Annotated in this window: 18 protein-coding genes; 8 read left to right on the forward strand and 10 right to left on the reverse strand. The window is 61.8% G+C overall.

Translation table 11 applies throughout. The features are described 5' to 3' along the window. Positions 1-71 precede the first annotated feature (71 nt). Positions 72-1826 (forward strand): S8 family serine peptidase, encoded by a 1755-nt coding sequence (locus Q6D67_RS16655; protein ID WP_304706801.1) that lies wholly within the window; start codon positions 72-74, stop codon positions 1824-1826. 220 nt (positions 1827-2046) lie between these two features. Beyond that, positions 2047-2226 (forward strand): PLDc N-terminal domain-containing protein, encoded by a 180-nt coding sequence (locus Q6D67_RS16660; protein ID WP_304706802.1) that lies wholly within the window; start codon positions 2047-2049, stop codon positions 2224-2226. 115 nt (positions 2227-2341) lie between these two features. Here Q6D67_RS16660 and Q6D67_RS16665 read toward each other — a convergent pair whose 3' ends face one another. The 5 genes from Q6D67_RS16665 to Q6D67_RS16685 all read right to left on the reverse strand — a co-directional run bounded on the left by Q6D67_RS16665 (position 2342) and on the right by Q6D67_RS16685 (position 7761). After that, positions 2342-2632 (reverse strand): hypothetical protein, encoded by a 291-nt coding sequence (locus tag Q6D67_RS16665; protein WP_304706803.1) that lies wholly within the window; start codon positions 2630-2632, stop codon positions 2342-2344. A 10-nt stretch (positions 2633-2642) separates the two neighbouring features. Continuing rightward, positions 2643-4316, reverse strand: coding sequence for a dihydroxy-acid dehydratase (gene ilvD / locus Q6D67_RS16670; RefSeq protein WP_304706804.1), 1674 nt, complete (start codon positions 4314-4316; stop codon positions 2643-2645). Positions 4317-4334: 18 nt separating this feature from the next. Next, entirely contained in the window at positions 4335-5408 is a 1074-nt protein-coding gene (locus tag Q6D67_RS16675; RefSeq protein ID WP_304706805.1) for a DUF3524 domain-containing protein, read from the reverse strand. Next, entirely contained in the window at positions 5405-6262 is an 858-nt protein-coding gene (locus Q6D67_RS16680) for an SDR family oxidoreductase (RefSeq protein ID WP_304706806.1), read from the reverse strand. Before Q6D67_RS16680 ends, Q6D67_RS16675 begins: the two co-directional genes overlap by 4 nt. Positions 6263-6444: 182 nt before the next feature. Next, complete coding sequence (locus Q6D67_RS16685; RefSeq protein ID WP_304706807.1) at positions 6445-7761, reverse strand: HNH endonuclease signature motif containing protein; 1317 nt, start codon at positions 7759-7761, stop codon at positions 6445-6447. A 670-nt stretch (positions 7762-8431) separates the two neighbouring features. Here Q6D67_RS16685 and Q6D67_RS16690 point away from each other — a divergent pair. Together Q6D67_RS16690 and Q6D67_RS16695 are read left to right on the forward strand one after the other, a co-directional pair. After that, on the forward strand, positions 8432-8665 hold the full coding sequence (locus tag Q6D67_RS16690) for a CopG family transcriptional regulator (protein ID WP_304706808.1): 234 nt from the start codon (positions 8432-8434) through the stop codon (positions 8663-8665). Beyond that, on the forward strand, positions 8652-8909 hold the full coding sequence (locus tag Q6D67_RS16695) for a type II toxin-antitoxin system RelE/ParE family toxin (RefSeq protein WP_304706809.1): 258 nt from the start codon (positions 8652-8654) through the stop codon (positions 8907-8909). Before Q6D67_RS16690 ends, Q6D67_RS16695 begins: the two co-directional genes overlap by 14 nt. A 15-nt stretch (positions 8910-8924) precedes the next feature. On the opposite strand, the gene Q6D67_RS16700 is transcribed toward Q6D67_RS16695, so the two are convergent. Then, positions 8925-9290: a DUF3127 domain-containing protein gene (locus tag Q6D67_RS16700; protein ID WP_304706810.1), complete on the reverse strand. Its 366-nt coding sequence runs from the start codon at positions 9288-9290 to the stop codon at positions 8925-8927. 244 nt (positions 9291-9534) lie between these two features. On the opposite strand from Q6D67_RS16700, the gene Q6D67_RS16705 reads away from it, so the two are divergent. The 4 genes from Q6D67_RS16705 to Q6D67_RS16720 are packed head-to-tail and all read left to right on the forward strand — an operon-like array spanning position 9535 to position 14880. Beyond that, positions 9535-11841, forward strand: a complete 2307-nt coding sequence (locus tag Q6D67_RS16705; RefSeq protein WP_304706811.1) for a TonB-dependent receptor — start codon at positions 9535-9537, stop codon at positions 11839-11841. Between the two features lie 38 nt (positions 11842-11879). Then, positions 11880-12884 (forward strand): carbon-nitrogen hydrolase family protein, encoded by a 1005-nt coding sequence (locus Q6D67_RS16710; RefSeq protein ID WP_304706812.1) that lies wholly within the window; start codon positions 11880-11882, stop codon positions 12882-12884. 2 nt (positions 12885-12886) lie between these two features. Continuing rightward, positions 12887-13912: a phenylacetaldoxime dehydratase family protein gene (locus Q6D67_RS16715; RefSeq protein ID WP_304706813.1), complete on the forward strand. Its 1026-nt coding sequence runs from the start codon at positions 12887-12889 to the stop codon at positions 13910-13912. Positions 13913-13920: 8 nt separating this feature from the next. Continuing rightward, complete coding sequence (locus Q6D67_RS16720; RefSeq protein ID WP_304706814.1) at positions 13921-14880, forward strand: helix-turn-helix domain-containing protein; 960 nt, start codon at positions 13921-13923, stop codon at positions 14878-14880. 97 nt (positions 14881-14977) lie between these two features. Here Q6D67_RS16720 and Q6D67_RS16725 read toward each other — a convergent pair whose 3' ends face one another. The 4 genes from Q6D67_RS16725 to Q6D67_RS16740 form a co-directional block, all read right to left on the reverse strand. Then, positions 14978-16249, reverse strand: a complete 1272-nt coding sequence (locus Q6D67_RS16725) for a nitrate/nitrite transporter (RefSeq protein ID WP_304706815.1) — start codon at positions 16247-16249, stop codon at positions 14978-14980. 300 nt (positions 16250-16549) lie between these two features. Further along, entirely contained in the window at positions 16550-16861 is a 312-nt protein-coding gene (locus tag Q6D67_RS16730; protein ID WP_304706816.1) for a type II toxin-antitoxin system RelE/ParE family toxin, read from the reverse strand. Continuing rightward, positions 16849-17106 (reverse strand): type II toxin-antitoxin system Phd/YefM family antitoxin, encoded by a 258-nt coding sequence (locus tag Q6D67_RS16735; RefSeq protein ID WP_304706817.1) that lies wholly within the window; start codon positions 17104-17106, stop codon positions 16849-16851. The genes Q6D67_RS16730 and Q6D67_RS16735 overlap by 13 nt, the downstream gene beginning before the upstream one ends. A gap of 147 nt (positions 17107-17253) precedes the next feature. Beyond that, complete coding sequence (locus Q6D67_RS16740; protein ID WP_304706818.1) at positions 17254-17622, reverse strand: cupin domain-containing protein; 369 nt, start codon at positions 17620-17622, stop codon at positions 17254-17256. Positions 17623-17945 lie beyond the last annotated feature (323 nt).

Raw genomic sequence — 17945 nt, forward strand, 5'->3', positions numbered from 1 at the left:
CCAGGCCAATTATCGAGACACACCTCAGTCTGCCGAAGCAGTACACAACGGCCTCTATAAAGGACGACATTATGAAAAGACTAGCGCTTGCTGTCGCAGTTGCACTGCCTCTCTCAGTAATGGCCGAGCCCGCAAACAACACCAGCCACGCCAGCTATATCGTCATGCTAAAACCCGGAAATGCGGCTGCAGGTGGCGTCGCAGCCAGGATCGCCCGAAACAGTGGCGGTCGCGTCGGCTATGTCTATGAAAATGTCCTGCAGGGTTTTTCCATCAGTGTGCCCGCCGCCGCTGTCGCGGGCATCCAGCGCAACCCGAATGTACTCAGCATTGAACCGGACTTGGCCGTAACGACCTTCGACCAGCTTGTACCGACCGGCATAGATCGCAGTCTGGCTAATTATCAGGCGCTTTCCCTAAACTCTACCGATGACTACCGGGTAGATGCGGATGTGGCAGTTCTGGACACCGGAATAGACGTGGACCACCCGGATCTGAATATCGTGGGTGGCGCCAATTGCCTCTACACGACGGGCGGTGGCACGGCGTACTGCGAGGATGCGGAAACCGGTGACGATGACCATTACCATGGAACACATGTCGCAGGCTCGATCGCCGCGCTGGACAACGGTATTGGTGTGGCAGGAATCGCTCCGGGCGCCCGTTTGTGGGCTATCAAGGTGCTTGATTCTCAGGGGTCCGGAACACTATCCGGCATTATCGCCGGCATCGACTGGGTCGTCGCCCAGGGCAGAATCGAAGTTATCAACATGAGCCTCGGCGGTAGTGGCAGCAGCAATGCCATGAACAAGGCCGTCGCCAATGCGGTGAAGAGCAACGTGACTGTCGTTGTTGCCGCGGGCAACAGCAATGCGGACGCCGCAGGCTTCACCCCGGCCAATGCGCCCGACGCAATCACCGTATCCGCGCTGGCCGACTTTGACGGCCTGCCGGGCGCACTGAGTGCTCCGACCTGTCGGTCCGACCGGGACGACTCTCTCGCCGACTTCAGCAACTGGGGGGCGGTGGATATCGCGGCGCCCGGTGTGTGTATTCTGTCGACCATTCCCGTTGAGCAGGGCAGTTATGGGACGATCAGCGGCACATCGATGGCAGCGCCGCACGTAGCCGGTGCTGCCGCCATCCTGGCCAGCAACGGTCAGGGGCCTTCCGCCATCCGTACGACTCTGCTCACCAGCGGCAACTATAATTGGGTCGATGATTCCGGAGATGGCGTAAAAGAGCCACTATTGGCAATCAGCAACTTCACGCCCGATTTCGTCGCAACCGACGGCGGTGGTGACGAGCCGAGCAGCCCCGAGGAGCCGAACAGCAATCCGGTTGCCAGCTTCAGCACAAACTGTAGCGACCTTAGCTGCAGCTTCGACGGCTCGGCCTCCACGGATGACGGCTCCATAACGGCCTATGAATGGACCTTCGGCGATGGCTATACTGCCAACGGGCAGTCCGTGACCCACGCTTACAGTACCGAAGGTACCTACAACGTTGTCCTGACGGTCGTGGATAATGAAAGTGCAACCGGCACCTCCCGTGAGGAGGTCACTGTCAGTGCAGCGAGCAGCGCGAGTATCAACTTGACAGCCACCGGCTACAAGCAACGTGGCGTCCAGAAGGCTGATCTCACCTGGGGCGGTGCGACCACAGAGATGGTCGCTATCTACCGTGATGGCAGCATCGTCGCTACTCCATCCAACAGTGGAGCCTACACAGACAACATTAATCAGCGCGGCGGCGGCAGTTATAACTACTCGGTCTGCGAAGCCGGCACCACGACCTGTTCTTCCACTGTCGTTGTCACTTTTTGACGCCGGCTTCACACCCGGGTCAACACCTTTGCCACAAAAGCGCCAGCGGCCGCGTGCCGGCGCTGGTCGCCTCCGGCATGTACCTGTCACTGGCGGTGGAGGTATGGTGCGCCGAATGATTTACATGGATACGCGTGCAAGAGTTGCGTAGAGTAAAGCCTGCGCCACGAGGGCCACTGGACCGGAGCGCCGGTCCGAAACTTTGATCAAGGAGCTATCCATGAATGTAGAAGTAGGTGGCCTGCTGGGCCTGATCTGGCTGGCATTGGTTATCTGGGCCATCATCAAGGTGGTGAAGAGTTCTGCGAGCGATCTCGCCAAAGTACTGTGGATTCTGCTCCTGCTGCTGGCACCGGTAGTCGGGCTGATTATCTGGGCGCTGCTGGGTCCCAAGGGGTAGCAGGTTCGCCCAGCACCTCCGCCCGGCAGGGCGGGTCGGAACGGCACACCCTCCCCTGCCAGCTCAGGTCGCGCTGGCGGGGGTTTAGCATGCGGAACCCGGCATTTCCGGTGCCCTACTCCGGGGTCAGGGTAATCTCGATATTGCCGCTGATGGTGAGTTTCATGCCGGCGGCTGCGGCCTCGGCAATCAGTGCGGCCATGTCCCCCTTGGTCTGGCGCAGTTCACTGATGCGCCTGGCCGACGCGGGGTCGGTTTCACCAAAGCGCTCCCGGCGACTCCAGTTGTTGCGCTGATGAAAGCTGATCTTGTCCTCTATCAGCGTCATCAACAGCTGGTTGGCCTCTTCCGGATAAAACACCCCGTTGATCAGCCGGTAGCTCCGCGTGTCTGCCTCGTTTTTCATGCGCTCTTCCTTACAGGTATTTGTCAGTGACCGCGCCTTCCGATGCCGACGCCACGGTTTTGGCGAATTTCGCCAGCAGGCCGCGAGTGTAGCGCGGGGGCGGTGGCTGCCAGCGAGCAAGGCGCGCCGCTATCTCGGCCTCAGTCAGCTGGACGTCAATGCGCGACGTTTCCGCATCAATCAAAATGCCGTCGCCGTCCTCGACAATGGCGAGCGGGCCACCCTCGCTGGCTTCCGGCGTAATGTGCCCGACCACGAAACCGTGGCTGCCACCGGAAAAGCGGCCGTCGGTGATCAGGGCGACATCGGCGCCCAGGCCCCTGCCCATGAGTGCCGAGGTGGGGCTCAACATCTCGCGCATGCCGGGCCCGCCGCGGGGCCCCTCATAGCGAATCACCAGGACATCGCCCTTTGTTACGCGGCCGTCGAGAATCGCCTGCAAAGCCTCCTCTTCGGAATGAAACACCCGCGCCGTGCCGGCAAAACGCAGGCCTTCCTTGCCGGTAATCTTGGCCACCGCGCCTTCGGGCGCCAGGTTGCCGCGCAGGATCATCAGGTGGCTGTTGCGCTTGATCGGGTTGTCGAAGGCGCGAATGATATCCTGCGAGGCCGGGTAAGGTGCCACCTCCGCCAGGTTCTCGGCGAGGGTGTTGCCGGTCACGGTGAGGCAGTCGCCGTGCAGCAGCCCGCGCTCCAGCAACATTTTCAGCAATGGCTGGATGCCACCAATGGCAATCAGCTCCGACATCATGTACTTGCCGCTGGGCCGCAGATCCGCGAGCACGGGCACTTTCTCGCCCACCCGCACGAAGTCGTCGAGGCTCAGTTCCACCTCTGCCGCATGGGCCATGGCCAACAGATGCAGCACCGCGTTGGTGGAGCCGCCGAGGGCGATGACCGTGGCGATCGCATTCTCGAAAGCCTCCCGGGTCATGATATCCGAGGGCTTGATGTCGCGCTCCAGCAAGGCCAGCACAGCAGCCCCCGCGCGCCGGCAGTCCTCCGCCTTGGAGCGGGACACCGCCTCCTGTGCCGAGCTGTTGGGCAGGCTCATGCCCAGCGCCTCAATGGCGGACGCCATGGTATTCGCAGTGTACATGCCGCCGCAGGAGCCCGGACCGGGAATCGCGGTCTCCTCGATCTGCTTCACCTCAAGCAGGCTCAGGTCACCGCGCGCGTGCTGGCCCACCGCCTCGAACACCGAAATAATGTCCGTATGATTTGCCCCGGGCTGGATCGTGCCGCCGTAGACAAACACCGCAGGCCGGTTGAGCCGGGCGATGCCGATCATGCAGCCCGGCATGTTCTTGTCGCAGCCGCCGATTGCCACCAGGCCGTCAAAGCCTTCGCAGCCGCCTACCGCCTCTATCGAGTCGGCGATGATCTCCCGCGACACCAGCGAGTACTTCATCCCTTCCGTGCCGTTGGCAATGCCGTCGGAAATGGTGATGGTGTTGAATATCACGCCCTTGGCACCGGCCGCATCCGCACCGGCACAGGCCTCGTCGGCGAGTGCGTTGATATGCATGTTGCAGGGCGTGACCATGCTCCAGGTGGAGGCGATACCAATCTGCGGTTTGCGGAAATCCTCGTCGGTAAAGCCCACCGCACGCAGCATGGCCCGGGCGGGTGCTTTCTCGATGCCATCCACGACCTGGGATGAGTGTTTACGTGTGTCTTTCACAGTGTACGGACCTCCGGACTAATGAGTGTTTATACGAAGCGCCTCCGCCCACAGCGGCGCCAGACGGTCGGCATACCAGGGCGAGACATCCACGGCGGGCGGCAGGCCACCTGCAAGCCAATCCCGCAGGCGCACGGCAAGGGCCTGCTGGTCGCCCTCGGGGTAACGACAGGCCGGGGGATACTGTTCCGGGTAGCACAGGGCATCCGGCACCAGCGGCCGGGCACCGGCGCTCGCAGCCTCCAGCATCGCCAGCCCCTGGAACTCGTGGCGCGCGGTGCTGACAGCGATGCTCGACCGGCCCAGCAAGGCCCGATACTCCGCCAGCGGCAGCCGGCCGTCGGCGACAATTCGCTCCGGCAGCGCCTCGCGCAGCCGCGCCAGCGCCGGCGGCACCCGGCGCGGACGCTTGCCCAGCAGGGCGAGCCGGAACGGCACACCCTCCCCTGCCAGTTCGATCATTGCCTCGGCGAATAGCTCCGGCGCCTTGTCGTGCTCCCAGCGGTGGTTCCAGAGTACCAGCTGGGGATCCCGCTCCGCCGCAGCGGGCACTGGTTCGATGGGCACCGGACACAGGGCACACTTCTGTTTTAGCCGTTCTACAATGCCGGGCGGCACCGCATCCGGCATTTGCGCCAAGAGCTCCGCGACGCCCCGCAGGTAGCTGTCGCGGTTGAAGGCGGAATTGAACAGCAGCCGGTCCGCTGCCAGCCCCCCGTAGAGCTGGACCATGCGCGGCTCCAGCCAGTGGCTCTGGCGGTCGCTGAGTGGATAGGCAAACTGGTTCTCGTGGAAATAGTAGCGCGCCGGCACTCCGGCCAGGTGCGGGTGCAGGCCCTTCAGGGTCGCCAGGTCCACCATCGAGGTGGCCAGCAGCAGGTCCGGCGGCTCGGCTGGCAGCGCATCCAGCCAGGACAGGGGGTTGCCGCGGATGCGCCAGGCGAAGTGGCGCCCGGGCAGCTCCAGCCGCTGCCAGTCCACCTGGGTCTGGGACGCCAGCAGCCAGTCCGCCCAGGCGGCGTGGCTGTCGGCGCGATAGGCGGAGAGGAGCCAGAGCTTAGGGCGGCGGGCCTGGGCTGCTCTGTCGGTCATACCGGATACTGGAACCCGACACTCTCCTCGGTAACGCGCCACAACCGCGCCGCCGCCTCATCATCCCGCGCCCAGGGCTTGGGCCGCACCGGCTTGCAGTCGACAAAGTATTCCCCGCTGACCCCCGCTACCTCATCACTGCTGCACAGGTAGATGGAGGTCTGCGCGCCTTTCTCGGGGGAGCGGAAAAATGGCTTGAGCAGGAGGGGCACCACGCGGCTCACCAGGCCGCCGTTCTGCTTGCCCAGCGAGGTGGATACGGCACCCGGATGCAGGCTGTTCACCGTCACCGGGTAATCCGCCAGCCGCTGCGCGAGGCTGCGGGTGAACAGGATATTCGCCAGCTTGGAGCGGCCGTACTCGCGGAAGGTCTTGTAGCCCTGCTCCGCGTGGAGATCATCAAAGCCCATATCGCGCACGAAATGGTGGGCCGCGGAGGCGACGTTTACGATGCGCGCGCCGGGCACCTCCTGTATCGCAGGCAGCAACAGCCCGGTCAGCAGGAAAGGCGCGAAGTGGTTGACCGCCAAGGTTTCCTCGAACCCATCCACCGTGGTCCGGCGGCTGGTATTCACCACCCCGGCATTGTTGAGCAGGACATCAATCGGGCGCCCCAGCGCCAGGCACTCCTGCGCCGCCTGGCGCACGCTGGCAAGGCTGGCCATGTCCATCTCCACCACTATCGGCGCCGCACCGCCCGCGGCCGTGATCTCCCCTGCCAGCGCCGCGCCCTTCTCCGGGCTGCGGCACAGCAGGGTCAGCGTGGCGCCCTGTGCGGCCAGGGCGAGCGCCGTGGTGTGGCCAATCCCCGCGGTGGGGCCTGTGATCAGGACATGCTTGCCTTGCAGGGTCATGGTGGGCCTCCTGGCCGTGTGATCCGAGCGACTGATTATAGAGGTATGACCCTGAGGCTGCAGCCATTCACCGGGGGGCAGCAAAACCAGCCCACCTACGGCGGCCGCACCTTGCGCGCGATAGGCTCCAACAACTCGACTTCGGCAACCCACAGGTCATGGTCCGATGGAACCCACTGCCCCTAAAAATCTTCTGGCGCCAAAATCTCCGCGGAAACCCCGTTCAGGCGAATGTCAAAGCAGCCGCGATGTAACTGACGGTGGTGGAATCGGCACAGCGTCACCAGATTGTCCAGCCGCGTTTCTCCGCCCTCCGCCCAGTGCTGGATGTGGTGGGCATCCACATACTCCGATTCCTGGCAGCCGGGATACTGGCACACGCCGTCCCGCTCGCGCAGGGCGCGTCGAATAGGCCCAGGCACAATCCGCGATTTTCTGCCCACGTTCAGCACCTTGCCGGCGTCGTCTTCCAATACGGTGACCAGGGACGCATCGCAACTCAGCCGCCGCGCGGTAGCGGGCGACAGCCACGGTTTATCCTCGAAGTGCGCCCGCCCATGGCTGCAACACACGCCCGAGCGCTGTTCGCGCAGGGTGTTGATGTCCACGTGCATCACAACCTGGCATCGCTCTGCCCCCTTCAAGCCCTGCAAGCCCTTGTAGTCCGGCCCCGTGGCTAAAAAGTGCTCCACCATGGTCACCAGTGCATCGGCACGCACCTGGTTCATGTGCTGCGAAAAAGTTTCAGCGGAAATTTTTTCCTCCGCCCGCGCGTAGGCAAGATGGTCCGGCAACGCCTCACTCACGCTGATTTCAGAGTTCGTACCCGCCTTTGCTTCATTGCGCTGCAGAATCTTCCGCGCCACCGCCTGCATGCGCGCCTTCTGCTTGGCCTGCCACTCCTCCTTGCGCTCCTCCTCCAGCGGCCGGGCCACGGCCTGCAGGGCCTTCATGACGAGTTGGCCCTGCTCCGGTGGCAACTTGGCATGGATGATCCACATGCCATCCTCGTCCTGAAACCAGTAGAGCTCGCGGGCCAGCTCGCGGATGGCTTCGGCATCCAGCGACGGCGTGGCGTCACTCTCGGCTGCATCGCCGGCATGGCCGGCAGCGGCACCCTCTTCAGGCTCCCATTCCAGCAACCCCGCCAGCCCCGGCTCCGCGACGGGTTCGTATCTACTCACCAGCTTCTCCAGGTGACCAGCGCTGTTCTGCTGCGCCAGGTGCACCATAAACCCCTCATTCTCAGGCGTGGCCACGCGGGTAATGGCGCGCACCTTGGAATAGGAAATACCACCCTCCGAGAAGGCCTCGTTTATCTCGGAAAGCGCTTCCAGTTGCCGCGCCACCCGCACCTTCTCCCGCGCAGCGCCCAGGGTGATGCCGCAATGGGCCACCAGCCAGTGGGCGCAGGAGCGCATCGTTCCCTGTTCGCGCCAATCGCCCCGGCGATCAAACTCGGCGATCATCCGCAACAGGTGGTGATTCGCTGCATTCATCTGCGCCCAATGGAGAGTGATCGCCTGACCCAGCTGCGCCCCATTTAACCGCTGCGGCCGATCTTCCACAATCGCTGGCATGCCCATGACAAAGCCCCAATACTGTATGTATAACCAGTATTTTAGCCAAACCGCACTGCCACCCCAAGGACCGAATTTCATCAAATTCGGCCACCCGGCAAAATAGGGTCAAGCCAGCACGAGATATCGGTAAAAGGCTGCTGTTAACGCTTGCCTGACTGCCGGTTAATGGCACCCATTCGCGGACAACCCGAAACCCAGCAACCGCCCCGTCACCCCCAGCAACAGCGCTTTCACACGGAGGTCTGCGCGCAGGCGGGTGGAGTCGAGCAGGGTCTCCCGGGCAATCGCAGGCACGTGGGTGCCGGCCTGGCGACCGTGAACGACGAGGGGAGGAAACGGAGAAACGCCGCGAACGGCAGGCAACGCTGTCAAGGGGCACCTCTTAAGTGCTTTGCGAAATGCGGCCGCACAAGCTGGATCTCAAATGCCCGGTTCGTCACCTGAGCCACACAACCGCCCAAAATGGCGAATCGGGGCGGGAGGTCAATAGCGTTAAGGCTTCGACTACCCCAGTAACTTGACGTTTTGACGCTATAGCGCTTAAACGCTACAGTGCCTGGTGGACAACCTTTCGAGGCGGATGCCGATGACAACTTCCACCAAGCGTTCCACCATTTACTTTGACCGGGACATACACGCCGCTTTACGGCTGAAGGCAGCTCACTCCAACAAGTCACTATCTGAACTGGTTAATGACGCCGTCCGGGCCTCACTGGCCGAAGACCAGGAGGATCTCGCGGCTTTTGAAGACAGGGTAAATGAACCGAAAATCACCTATGAAACGCTTCTCAACGACTTGAAGAAGCATGGCAAGCTATAAACTGCTGTTTCGGAAATCGGTCGCTCGCGATCTTCGCTCGGTACCGCAACGCGACCTGAAACGCATCCTCGCCCGTCTGGAAGCCCTGGCGGAAGACCCGAGGCCCAAAGGCTGCGAAAAGCTTTCCGGGCAAGAGCGCTATCGCGTCCGCCAAGGCCTGTATCGGATTATTTATGAGATCAGTGACTCGGTGCTGACGGTGACCGTTGTGAAGGTGGGCCATAGTCGCCATGTTTACCGGTAAGCGGTCCGCTCAGCCCTAGAACGGAATATCGTCATCCCCATAACCCGGATCCCCATCCTGACCCGGCATGCCCTGCTGGTAGCTGTCATACTCCGCAGCGGGTACGGTTGAGGCATCGGCCGCAGATATCTTCCAGCCCTGCAGGTTGTTGAAGTAGCGCCCGTTGTATTCCCGGCCGCGAATGTCGAAGGTGACCGTGACTTCCTGCCCCGGCTGCAGGCCATCCAGCAGGGCGATCTTGTCCTGCACGAATTCCAGGTTGATCTCCTGCGGATACTTGCCATCCTCGACGATGACCACCATTTCGCGCTTGGTAAAGCCGCTGTTGAAGGTTTGCGGTTCCTGGATGAGCTTGATCTTGCCGGTCAAATCGTAGGCCACGCGGCGGGTCTCCTTGTGTAGTGATTGCGGGGCCCGGTGCGGGCCCCGCTGGCGTTTCCGCGAAAACGCGAAACAGGACGGAAGCTTGCGCAGTCCTGCAACCAGAGTCAATGGGCGTGCCCGTACCGAGCAGCGCCACAGTACCTGAAATGACAAGCTCCAGGGCCTTTGTGGACATGGTGCTCCCCAGCCGGTGGCGTAGTATCTGGCAGACACCGCCACAACAAACGCCAGGGGAAGGAACATGCTTCAACCATACCATTGCGGGATTCGGACCCGCAGCGTCCGCATCTCGCTGGCGATGGCCATGGCCAGCGGCTTGAGTCTCGGTGTCAATAACGCTGGTGCGGCGCTGGAAGAAATCGTCGTCACCGCCCAAAAGCGTCAGGAAAGTTTGCAGGATACTCCGATTGCGGTCTCCGCCTTTACCGCCACGGCAATTCAGGACAAGGGCATCCAGAATATTGCGGAAGTCGCCGCCTTTACACCGAATCTGGTGTTCGACACGACCTCCCCGGTCAGCGGCCTGTCCTCCGGCGCGGTGGTGTTTATCCGCGGTATTGGTAATACCGACTTCAGTCTGACCACCGACCCGGGAGTAGGCACCTATATCGACGGTGTCTACATGTCCCGCTCCGCCGGCGGGGTGCTAGACGTGCTGGACGTTGAGCGGATCGAGGTGCTGCGCGGGCCTCAGGGCACGCTGTTCGGCCGCAATACCATCGGTGGCGCAATCAGCATTACCTCGCGCAAGCCGGCCGATACGCTGCAGGGCACGCTGGAACTCACGGCCGGCAACTTCGAACGGCGCGACGCTCGCGGTTCCATCGATGTCCCGCTGACGGCGCGCCTGCGTTCCACCTTCGCAGTCTCGAGCAAGCAGCGCGACGGGTACGTGGACCGGGTGCTGGTCGGCGACAAGCTGGGCAACGAGGATCAGCTGGCACTGCGCGGCACCCTGGTGTTCGAGGCCAGTGACGCATTGGAGTTCCAATTCAGCCTGGATCACACTCGCATCGACGAACAGAGCGCCGGCTCCAGCCTGGTGGCCTTTACGCCCGGCGCGGGCACCGTGGGCTGGAGCCTGGCCAACTTCGGCGACGTGGGCCAGGGCCTCGCTGCACTGTCCCAGTATGTGACGACCGACCGGGACCGCAGCTTCGCCACCGGGCGCAATGGCACTCAGCTGGATATCACTGGTGGCTCGCTGATCAGCTCGCTGCGCCTGGGCAACGCAGACCTGAAGTACACCGTTGCGCTCAGGGAAACCGAGGGCGAGTTTTTCCGCGACCCGGACAACTCCCCCGAAGTGATCACCGAGACCCTGAACCCGGACTATGAGCACCGTCAGCTCAGCCATGAACTGCAGCTCACAGGCAGCGCCCTGGACGATCGCCTGCAATATATCGCCGGTCTGTACTACTTTGAAGAAGAAGGTACCGACAATGTGTTTGTCCCGGTGCACCTGCCGACTCCAGACCTGAGCGCTGGCTTTCCGGCGGTGATCAGCAACTTCGCCGACGTGGATAACAACAGCGAGGCAGCCTACCTGCAGCTGGGCTGGTATCTGAACGACCGCTGGTCGGTGACCGGTGGTGTGCGCCACACCCGGGACGAGAAGCGCTTCGATTACACCCAATATATCGGCGCCGATCTAGATGGGGGGCCACTGCCTTTCTTCCCCGGCGCGGTCAACGAAGACGGTATCTTCAGCCCCGGCCTGGCGCCACTGGTGGGCAACGGCAGCGGCTCCACCCGCGATGCGTTCGAGGAAACCACCTACAAGCTGGGGCTGGAAGCGACCCTGGATGACGGCACCCTGCTCTACTACAGCTTTTCCCAGGGATTCAAAAGCGGCGGCTTCGTGCTGCGCTACGTCGAGGCTGTGCCGGAAATTCGCAGCTTCGAACCGGAAACCCTGGACAGCCACGAACTCGGGCTGAAGTGGCAAAGCCCGGATGATCGCTTGCGACTCAATGCGGCGATCTTTCATGCCGACTACGACCAGGTCCAGGTCACCTTTTTTGACAGCTTGGGCGGCCCCATAACCGCCAACGCCGGCACAGTGGATATTAAGGGCCTCGAGCTGGAACTGACGGCTATGCCGACCGAGCGCTGGTTGCTGGAGGCCGGCTACGGCTACATCGACGCGAGCTACGACGAGATTAATCCTATCCCCGGCCTGTCGCTGTCCATTGACAAGAATGCCAAGCTGGTCAATACCCCCGAGCAATCCTTTAATCTGGGCCTGGAGTACAGCTGGTTGCAGGCAGGCAATGAGTGGGCGCTACGGGTCGACTACAGCTACTCTGACGACGTGCACAATGATTCTCAGAACTCGCCGTTCCTGTTTCAGCGCGCTTACGACAACTGGAACGCGTCCCTGCGCTATTCAATCGGCGAACGCATTGACCTGGTGCTGTTTGGCAAGAACCTCGCAGACGAACGCTACATTGAAAGCGGGGATTCCAATTTCGGCCTCGGTTTCCACGAGGCCAACTACAATCGCCCCCGGGAATACGGCATCACCGCCCGCTACCGGTTTCTGTGAGCAACGGCCACAGCATCAATCGATTCAAGGAGCATCACATGCAGAACTATCAGGCCGCCGTGGTACAGGCCGCACCGGTATTCATGGACCTCGATGCCTGCGTCGACAAGGCCAGCGGCCTGATCGAGCAGGCTGCTCGCCAAGGTGCAAGCATTATCGCCTTTCCGGAGTGCTGGTTTCCCGGGTATCCCTGGTGGATCTGGCTGTCGGCCACCGCACACAATCTGAAGTACTTCCAGCAATACCACGCCAATAGCATGGTCGTAGGCGGGCCGGCCTGCCAGCGCCTGGCCGCGGCGGCGCGGGACAACCGCATTTTTGTCTCAGCCGGTATCAGCGAGCGTGACCACGGCTCCCTGTATATCGCCCAGCTGCTGTTTAACGACCGCGGTGAATTGGTGCGGGCAAGGCGCAAACTCAAGCCTACTCACATGGAACGCACCGTGTACGGCGAGGGCGATGGCAGCGACCTTGCAGTAGTGGACACGGCCCTGGGGCGCGTCGGCCAGCTCTGTTGCTGGGAACATCTGCAGCCCCTGAGCCGCTACGCAATGTACAGCCTCCACGAGCAAGTACACATCGCCGCCTGGCCTTCGTTCAGCTGCTATCCCCAGGCCTTTGCCTTGGGACCGGAGGCCAACAAAGCAGTTTCGCTGGTCTATGCGCTGGAGGGCCAGTGCTACGTACTCGCACCCTGCGGAGTGATTTCGGCGGAGATGATCGAGATGCTGGTGGAAACCGAAGCGCAAGCGGAGCTGATCAGCGCCGGCGGCGGCCACGCCCAGATCTATGCACCGGACGGACGCCCACTCTGCGATCCGCTGGAAGAGCATGCGGAAGGCCTGCTGCTCGCGGAGCTGGATCTGGGGGCAATCAGCATCGCCAAATCTTTTGCCGACCCGGTTGGGCACTATTCCCGACCCGACGTTACCCGACTACTGCTCAACTGCAAGCCACAGCCGCCGGTGGAAGAATTTACAGCGGAGTTCAAAGAGGTGATTATTGATACTTCCGAGCCGGAACAGGATCCAGGAGTGAATTGATCATGCCCAGAAACAACACACCACCGGATTGGCAGCCGCCCGCCCCCGCCTGGCAATCAGTCTGGCAGGAGCCGGCGGATCCGCTGATCTCTGCGTACTTCGGGCTGCAGGGCGACGACCCTGCGAAGCTGGATGCCTGGGCACGCGACGCGTTGCAAGGTGCCCTGGGACCACTGTCACTCGAGCGCGGCAGCTTCCGCGACCAGGCCGGTGCCACCAACTTTCTGTACATTGCCTACTGGCGCGAATCTGTTTACCAGCAATGGTGGCGCGAGCACGAGGCGTGGTGGGACAGCGCGCAGCGCCTAGAGGATGGTGTGGGTTACTGGCGCGAGATCATATTGAGCCCCCTGGAGCGCCTGGAGACTCTGCATTCCACGCCCACACCCCATGGCGCTGGAGTATGCGCCGCGGGGGTGGAAGGCCCTATCCTGGAACACGGCTATGCGGGCGGGGCCCGGGACCGCATTCCCCTGTCCGCCAGCCATTGCCTGCGCGAGACTGCCAACATCGATCAACTGCTGCCCACGACTGTCACCAGTGACCCACGGCGCGTACGAGTCACTGCGCCCGAGAACATGTGCGTGATACGCTCCGGCCAGAACTGGTCACACTGCAACCCGGCGGAAAAAGCCTACTACCTTGAACAGGTGCACCCCGTGTTGCTGGAGGGCATGCGTTTCCTGCGCGACAACCCGGCCGCCAGCAGCTGTTTTTCGATGCGCTTCGTGGGTCAACATGACACGCAATGGCAGCCGCTGGAGGAGAGTTTTGGGCTGGGCTACGCTACTGATATCCACGCCTTCGAGAACTGGGCCAGAGATCACCCCACCCATGTGGCGATCTTCGACAGCTTCATGCAGATGGTGGCAACCTTTGGCGAGACGATGCAGCTGCGTCTGTGGCATGAAGTCAGCGTCCTGCCGCGCGAGGGCAGTGAGTTTGAGTATATAGGCTGCCATCCGCAAACCGGACTGCTGCGCCACTGCCGCTACCCACTGCCGACCGGCGCTGCCGGACAGGAGTAAACGCACCCATGGGTCCTGTAATCAGCGACGGCTACCGCAAGCGCACTGCCGACCATCAGCCCGGCGAGCGCTTTTCGTATTGGTGTGATTTTATCTGCGACGAGTTCGTCAAACTTGATTGTGAGAGTCGTGACAGACAGGGCTTTCATGGTGAACTGCGCGGCGGTGTCGGTATTGGCAAGCTGCGCTTTTCGGAAGTCATCTCGGACGCTCAGCTTGTCACCCGCTCACGTCGCCAGATCGCCCGTTCCGGGGAAGAGGACTTCCTGATCAGCTTCCAGCTGGCCCAGCAGGGGTTGATCCAGCAAGGTGGACGCCAGGCAGTGCTGAATCCCGGCAGCTTCGCGTTGTACGACAGCACTGAGCCCTACTCGCTGACCTTTAACGAGCCCTTCCACCAGTTCGTTGTCCAGATGCCCAAGGAAGTATTATCGCGCCACCTGATCAACCCGGAGCAGTACACCGCCATTGCAGTTTCCGGCAACTCCGGGCTGGGGTCGGTGCTCAGCACCTTTCTGTTTTCGCTGATGCGAGAACTGGACACGGTGCAGCGGGCACCCGGTGAACTGGCTGAGAACCTGGTTAACATGATTGCCTTGGCCTTCAGCTCCTCCGTGATGCTGGAGCAGGTCGGGGAGCACTCGCTGGCGCGGGAGGCCATCAAGCGCCGTATCAGGCAGTATATCGACAATAACCTGTGCGACCCCCGGCTCTGCAACAACAAAATCGCAGCCGCTCAGAGTATCTCCATTCGCTATCTGCACAAGTTGTTCCAGGATGAAGAGGAAACCCTGCATACACTCATCCTGCACCGACGCCTGGAACAAAGTCGTCAGTTGCTGGCCGACCCGGCCTACTGCGGCCACAGTATAGAATCTATCGGCTACAGTGTCGGTTTCTCCAGCCCCGCGCACTTCTCGCGCGCATTCAAGAAACGGTTTGGCGTCAGCCCCAGTGACGTGCGTTGACGGGTGAGTAGCACTCCAAACATACCGGAAATTGCCCCAGGAATATTGGGGAACCGGATCGTGGAAGCCCCGGTCGCCCTGGTTTTTGTGCTCTCAGCTACAGGACTTCCGCTTCCTCGATGAACGGTGGCAATGGCGCGCCATCCTCGCCCCGGAGCTGGTGATCGAACGCCGCCTGCAGGCCGGTCGGGACCTCAGCCACGTCGTCAGCCCCAAAGTCGATGTAGCGCGGGTACAGTGGCGACAGGAGTGCCACCAGAATGCCGATCGCGGAGAACATGGCAAAGGCATCGGCGTAGCCGAATTCCTTCACCAGCAGGCCGACCAGGGGCGAGCCGGTTGCCTGCCCGAGTGCGACAGCCATGAATGGCAGGACCGGCCCCATGGACAGCCGGCCCGGCAACAGGCGGATGCTGGTCATCAGATAGAGCCCGGTCAGGCTCATGTAGCCGAGGCCAAAGACCAGCGCGGAAAATGCCGCGAGCAGCAGCTGACCCGGGCTGGCGGCGAGCAGTGCCAGGCTCGCGGACAACATCATCAGCATCAGCGCGTGGGTGATGGCCGGGTTGTTGCGATCGGCCAGGTCGGCCACCACGGCACCGCCGAGGCCAGCGATGCCAACCGCCAGCCACAACCACCCCGTCGCGCCGGGCGGCAAGGCACCCAGAGTGACCGCCAGATCGGGCGCGAAGATCCAGTAGGCGGAGGAGACGAAGCCCATGACGAATGCAAACAACGAGACCCTGAACAGACGCGACCATTGCAGTATGCTGATCGGAGGTGCCGGGGCGGCATTCGACGGCGTGATCCGCGACACCGAGGGAATGAAATACCACGCGGCCAGCACCCCGATGGCCGCCAGCACGGCAAAGGAGATGTAGGCAAAACGCCAGGCACTGGCCAGGAACAGCACCGCCGGCACGGCAACGAATACGCCAATACTGGTCCCCGCATTCATGACCGCACTCACGCGCCCGTGCAGCGAGCGTTCCACCAGCGCCTGCATCGCGGCGGTAAGGGCCGGCATCATCAGGCCGGTGCAGATGCCACAGGCGAAAACACCCAGGCCAAGGGATTGCGCGCCAGTGGCCTGGCTGATCAGCGCCAGACCACCGACACCAAAAGCGCCGGACAGCGCCGCCGTGTTGCGGGCACCGAGGCGATCGGCGGCGAACGGCGCCACCAGCGTGGCCAGCAAGAAACTGATGAGCGGCAGCGCGCCGATGATACCGATAACGTCCGGCGTCAGTTGCAGCTCGGCGCGTATAGGCGGCACGAACAGACCAAAAGCGAAGCGCGCGAGCCCGTAACTGATCGCGATCAGCGCTGCGCCGAACAGCGCGAACCCTGTGCTGGAAACAGACTTCATACCGGCTCCGCTATCAAGGGATGCGTGGCTTGATCGCTATGTACCTGTAACAGACTAGGAGCTTTATTGGCTGGGTTCAAGCGAGTCCAGGGCTGCGCCGGAGGCGCCTGCTCAACGGCCTCAATGCGCCGAAGTCGCCTCGCGCTGGTGCAGACTTTGCCGGCGTAGTGGAAGCCACAGGCACGCACGCAGCAGGCGTTTACCCGCGGCAACAGCCGCTACGATGCAATACGCGGGTCTTGGCTGCTCCCTGTGTAAGCCGCAGACCGAGGGAACTACGCGATCACGTGTAATCGATTGTTAGCTGTCCAACTCAACGTCTAAAAGAAACTTACGGAGTTGCCTTTCCTCTCTCATGACGTGAACAATAAAAACGGCAGCATCGTCGTGACGGTAGAAAACACGGCAAGGTCTGACATAGAGTCCCCGGTAGATTGAATTAGGCAGCTCTGGTGGGGTATGGCCGGAGTCAGGAAATTGCTCGAGCCGCTCTACTGCAGAGAAGATCTGCCTTACAAGGTTCGAAGCCGCGTCAGGCTTGTCCAGAGCAATATACTCCGCAATCGCCTCCAACTGGTCCAGTGCCGGGTCTGTCCATGTTATTTCAGCCACTTCTGCATCCGCTCCCTGGCCTTGCCATGGGAGGTAGTCCTACCCTCCAAAATTGCCCGCTCTCCCTTGGACAACTCTTCCAGCAGCGCCAATCTGCGCTGCATGAATTCATAATCCTGAACATCGACCAGGTAGGCTGATGGCTGGCCGTGTTCAGTTATCAGTACCGCCTCTTTGCTCTCATGCAGGTCAGCCAGGATCTTGGTCGCTTTCCGCTTCAGATTAGTTACCAGCTCAACTTTCATGGGCTACCCTCCTTCAAAGTGCCACTATAGTATCACCATCAAGAGGCCTCAGCGACATCGTGGTAGCCCGGATCATGACAGCTAACGCCCGCACCGTTCCTTGAACCATCTGATGCCCTTCTGCGAGCATCAACGAAGCTACCCCCGTCAATCGGCGGGATTCTCGTAAACCACGTAGATTTTGCGGGTGGGCTCCAGCACTTCCCACTCGCCTTCAAAGCCGGCGGGGACACAGACCTTGTCGCCAGGCGCCAGCTGCATTTCATTGCCCTCCAGGTCGCGCAGAATCGACCGTCCGGAGAGGATGTGAAAGTACTCGTTCTCGGTGTACTGCACCCGCCAGCAGCCGGGCTCCGCGCCCCACTCGCCAGCGAAAAATCGGTCGTCGGCCTCGAAGTGCAGGGTGTTGTGCTGCTCCGGGTGCCCCTTGACGAGCCGCTCGGCAGGTGTGGGGTAATACTCGGTAGCCGCGTTGCTGGTGGCGAAATTGACAAGATCGGAGACAGTTTTTGGCATGTTCAATTCCCGCAGTGGTTTGATTCGGTCTGGGCCAATCGTGCTATCGGCTCGGCCAGGGCGCAATAACCCCGAACGGGTACTCTCGGCTACAGCACCTGCCGGCGGAGGACAGGGCCAGCGCGAATGCACGGCACGAGGCTGCCAGTCCGGCCATTCAAGATGAAACGTGCCGGGTTTGGACGTACCAATTCGCCGTTAGAACTCACATGCTTAACGCTGATGATACTGCACAGGCTCCCGGCGTTTAGCGGTAGTGTCCCCATGAGTGGTGTAAATCTTCACGGTGGAGTGGCGGCCACCGTGGGTCTCCGTAAACTGGA

The organism is Haliea sp. E1-2-M8 (assembly GCF_030649675.1).
Classification (GTDB): Bacteria; Pseudomonadota; Gammaproteobacteria; order Pseudomonadales; family Halieaceae; genus Haliea.

What these genes read in the sequence shown, in the direction of transcription:
- Q6D67_RS16655 (WP_304706801.1), top strand. Translation starts at nt 72, where the DNA reads ATGAAAAGACTAGCGCTTGCTGTCGCAGTTGCACTGCCTCTCTCAGTA.
- Q6D67_RS16695 (WP_304706809.1), top strand. Translation starts at nt 8,652, where the DNA reads ATGGCAAGCTATAAACTGCTGTTTCGGAAATCGGTCGCTCGCGATCTT.
- Q6D67_RS16705 (WP_304706811.1), top strand. Translation starts at nt 9,535, where the DNA reads ATGCTTCAACCATACCATTGCGGGATTCGGACCCGCAGCGTCCGCATC.
- Q6D67_RS16710 (WP_304706812.1), top strand. Translation starts at nt 11,880, where the DNA reads ATGCAGAACTATCAGGCCGCCGTGGTACAGGCCGCACCGGTATTCATG.
- Q6D67_RS16725 (WP_304706815.1), bottom strand. Translation starts at nt 16,249, where the DNA reads ATGAAGTCTGTTTCCAGCACAGGGTTCGCGCTGTTCGGCGCAGCGCTG.
- Q6D67_RS16720 (WP_304706814.1), top strand. Translation starts at nt 13,921, where the DNA reads ATGGGTCCTGTAATCAGCGACGGCTACCGCAAGCGCACTGCCGACCAT.
- Q6D67_RS16740 (WP_304706818.1), bottom strand. Translation starts at nt 17,622, where the DNA reads ATGCCAAAAACTGTCTCCGATCTTGTCAATTTCGCCACCAGCAACGCG.
- Q6D67_RS16680 (WP_304706806.1), bottom strand. Translation starts at nt 6,262, where the DNA reads ATGACCCTGCAAGGCAAGCATGTCCTGATCACAGGCCCCACCGCGGGG.
- Q6D67_RS16735 (WP_304706817.1), bottom strand. Translation starts at nt 17,106, where the DNA reads ATGAAAGTTGAGCTGGTAACTAATCTGAAGCGGAAAGCGACCAAGATC.
- Q6D67_RS16715 (WP_304706813.1), top strand. Translation starts at nt 12,887, where the DNA reads ATGCCCAGAAACAACACACCACCGGATTGGCAGCCGCCCGCCCCCGCC.
- Q6D67_RS16675 (WP_304706805.1), bottom strand. Translation starts at nt 5,408, where the DNA reads ATGACCGACAGAGCAGCCCAGGCCCGCCGCCCTAAGCTCTGGCTCCTC.
- Q6D67_RS16690 (WP_304706808.1), top strand. Translation starts at nt 8,432, where the DNA reads ATGACAACTTCCACCAAGCGTTCCACCATTTACTTTGACCGGGACATA.
- Q6D67_RS16660 (WP_304706802.1), top strand. Translation starts at nt 2,047, where the DNA reads ATGAATGTAGAAGTAGGTGGCCTGCTGGGCCTGATCTGGCTGGCATTG.
- Q6D67_RS16685 (WP_304706807.1), bottom strand. Translation starts at nt 7,761, where the DNA reads ATGAATGCAGCGAATCACCACCTGTTGCGGATGATCGCCGAGTTTGAT.
- Q6D67_RS16665 (WP_304706803.1), bottom strand. Translation starts at nt 2,632, where the DNA reads ATGAAAAACGAGGCAGACACGCGGAGCTACCGGCTGATCAACGGGGTG.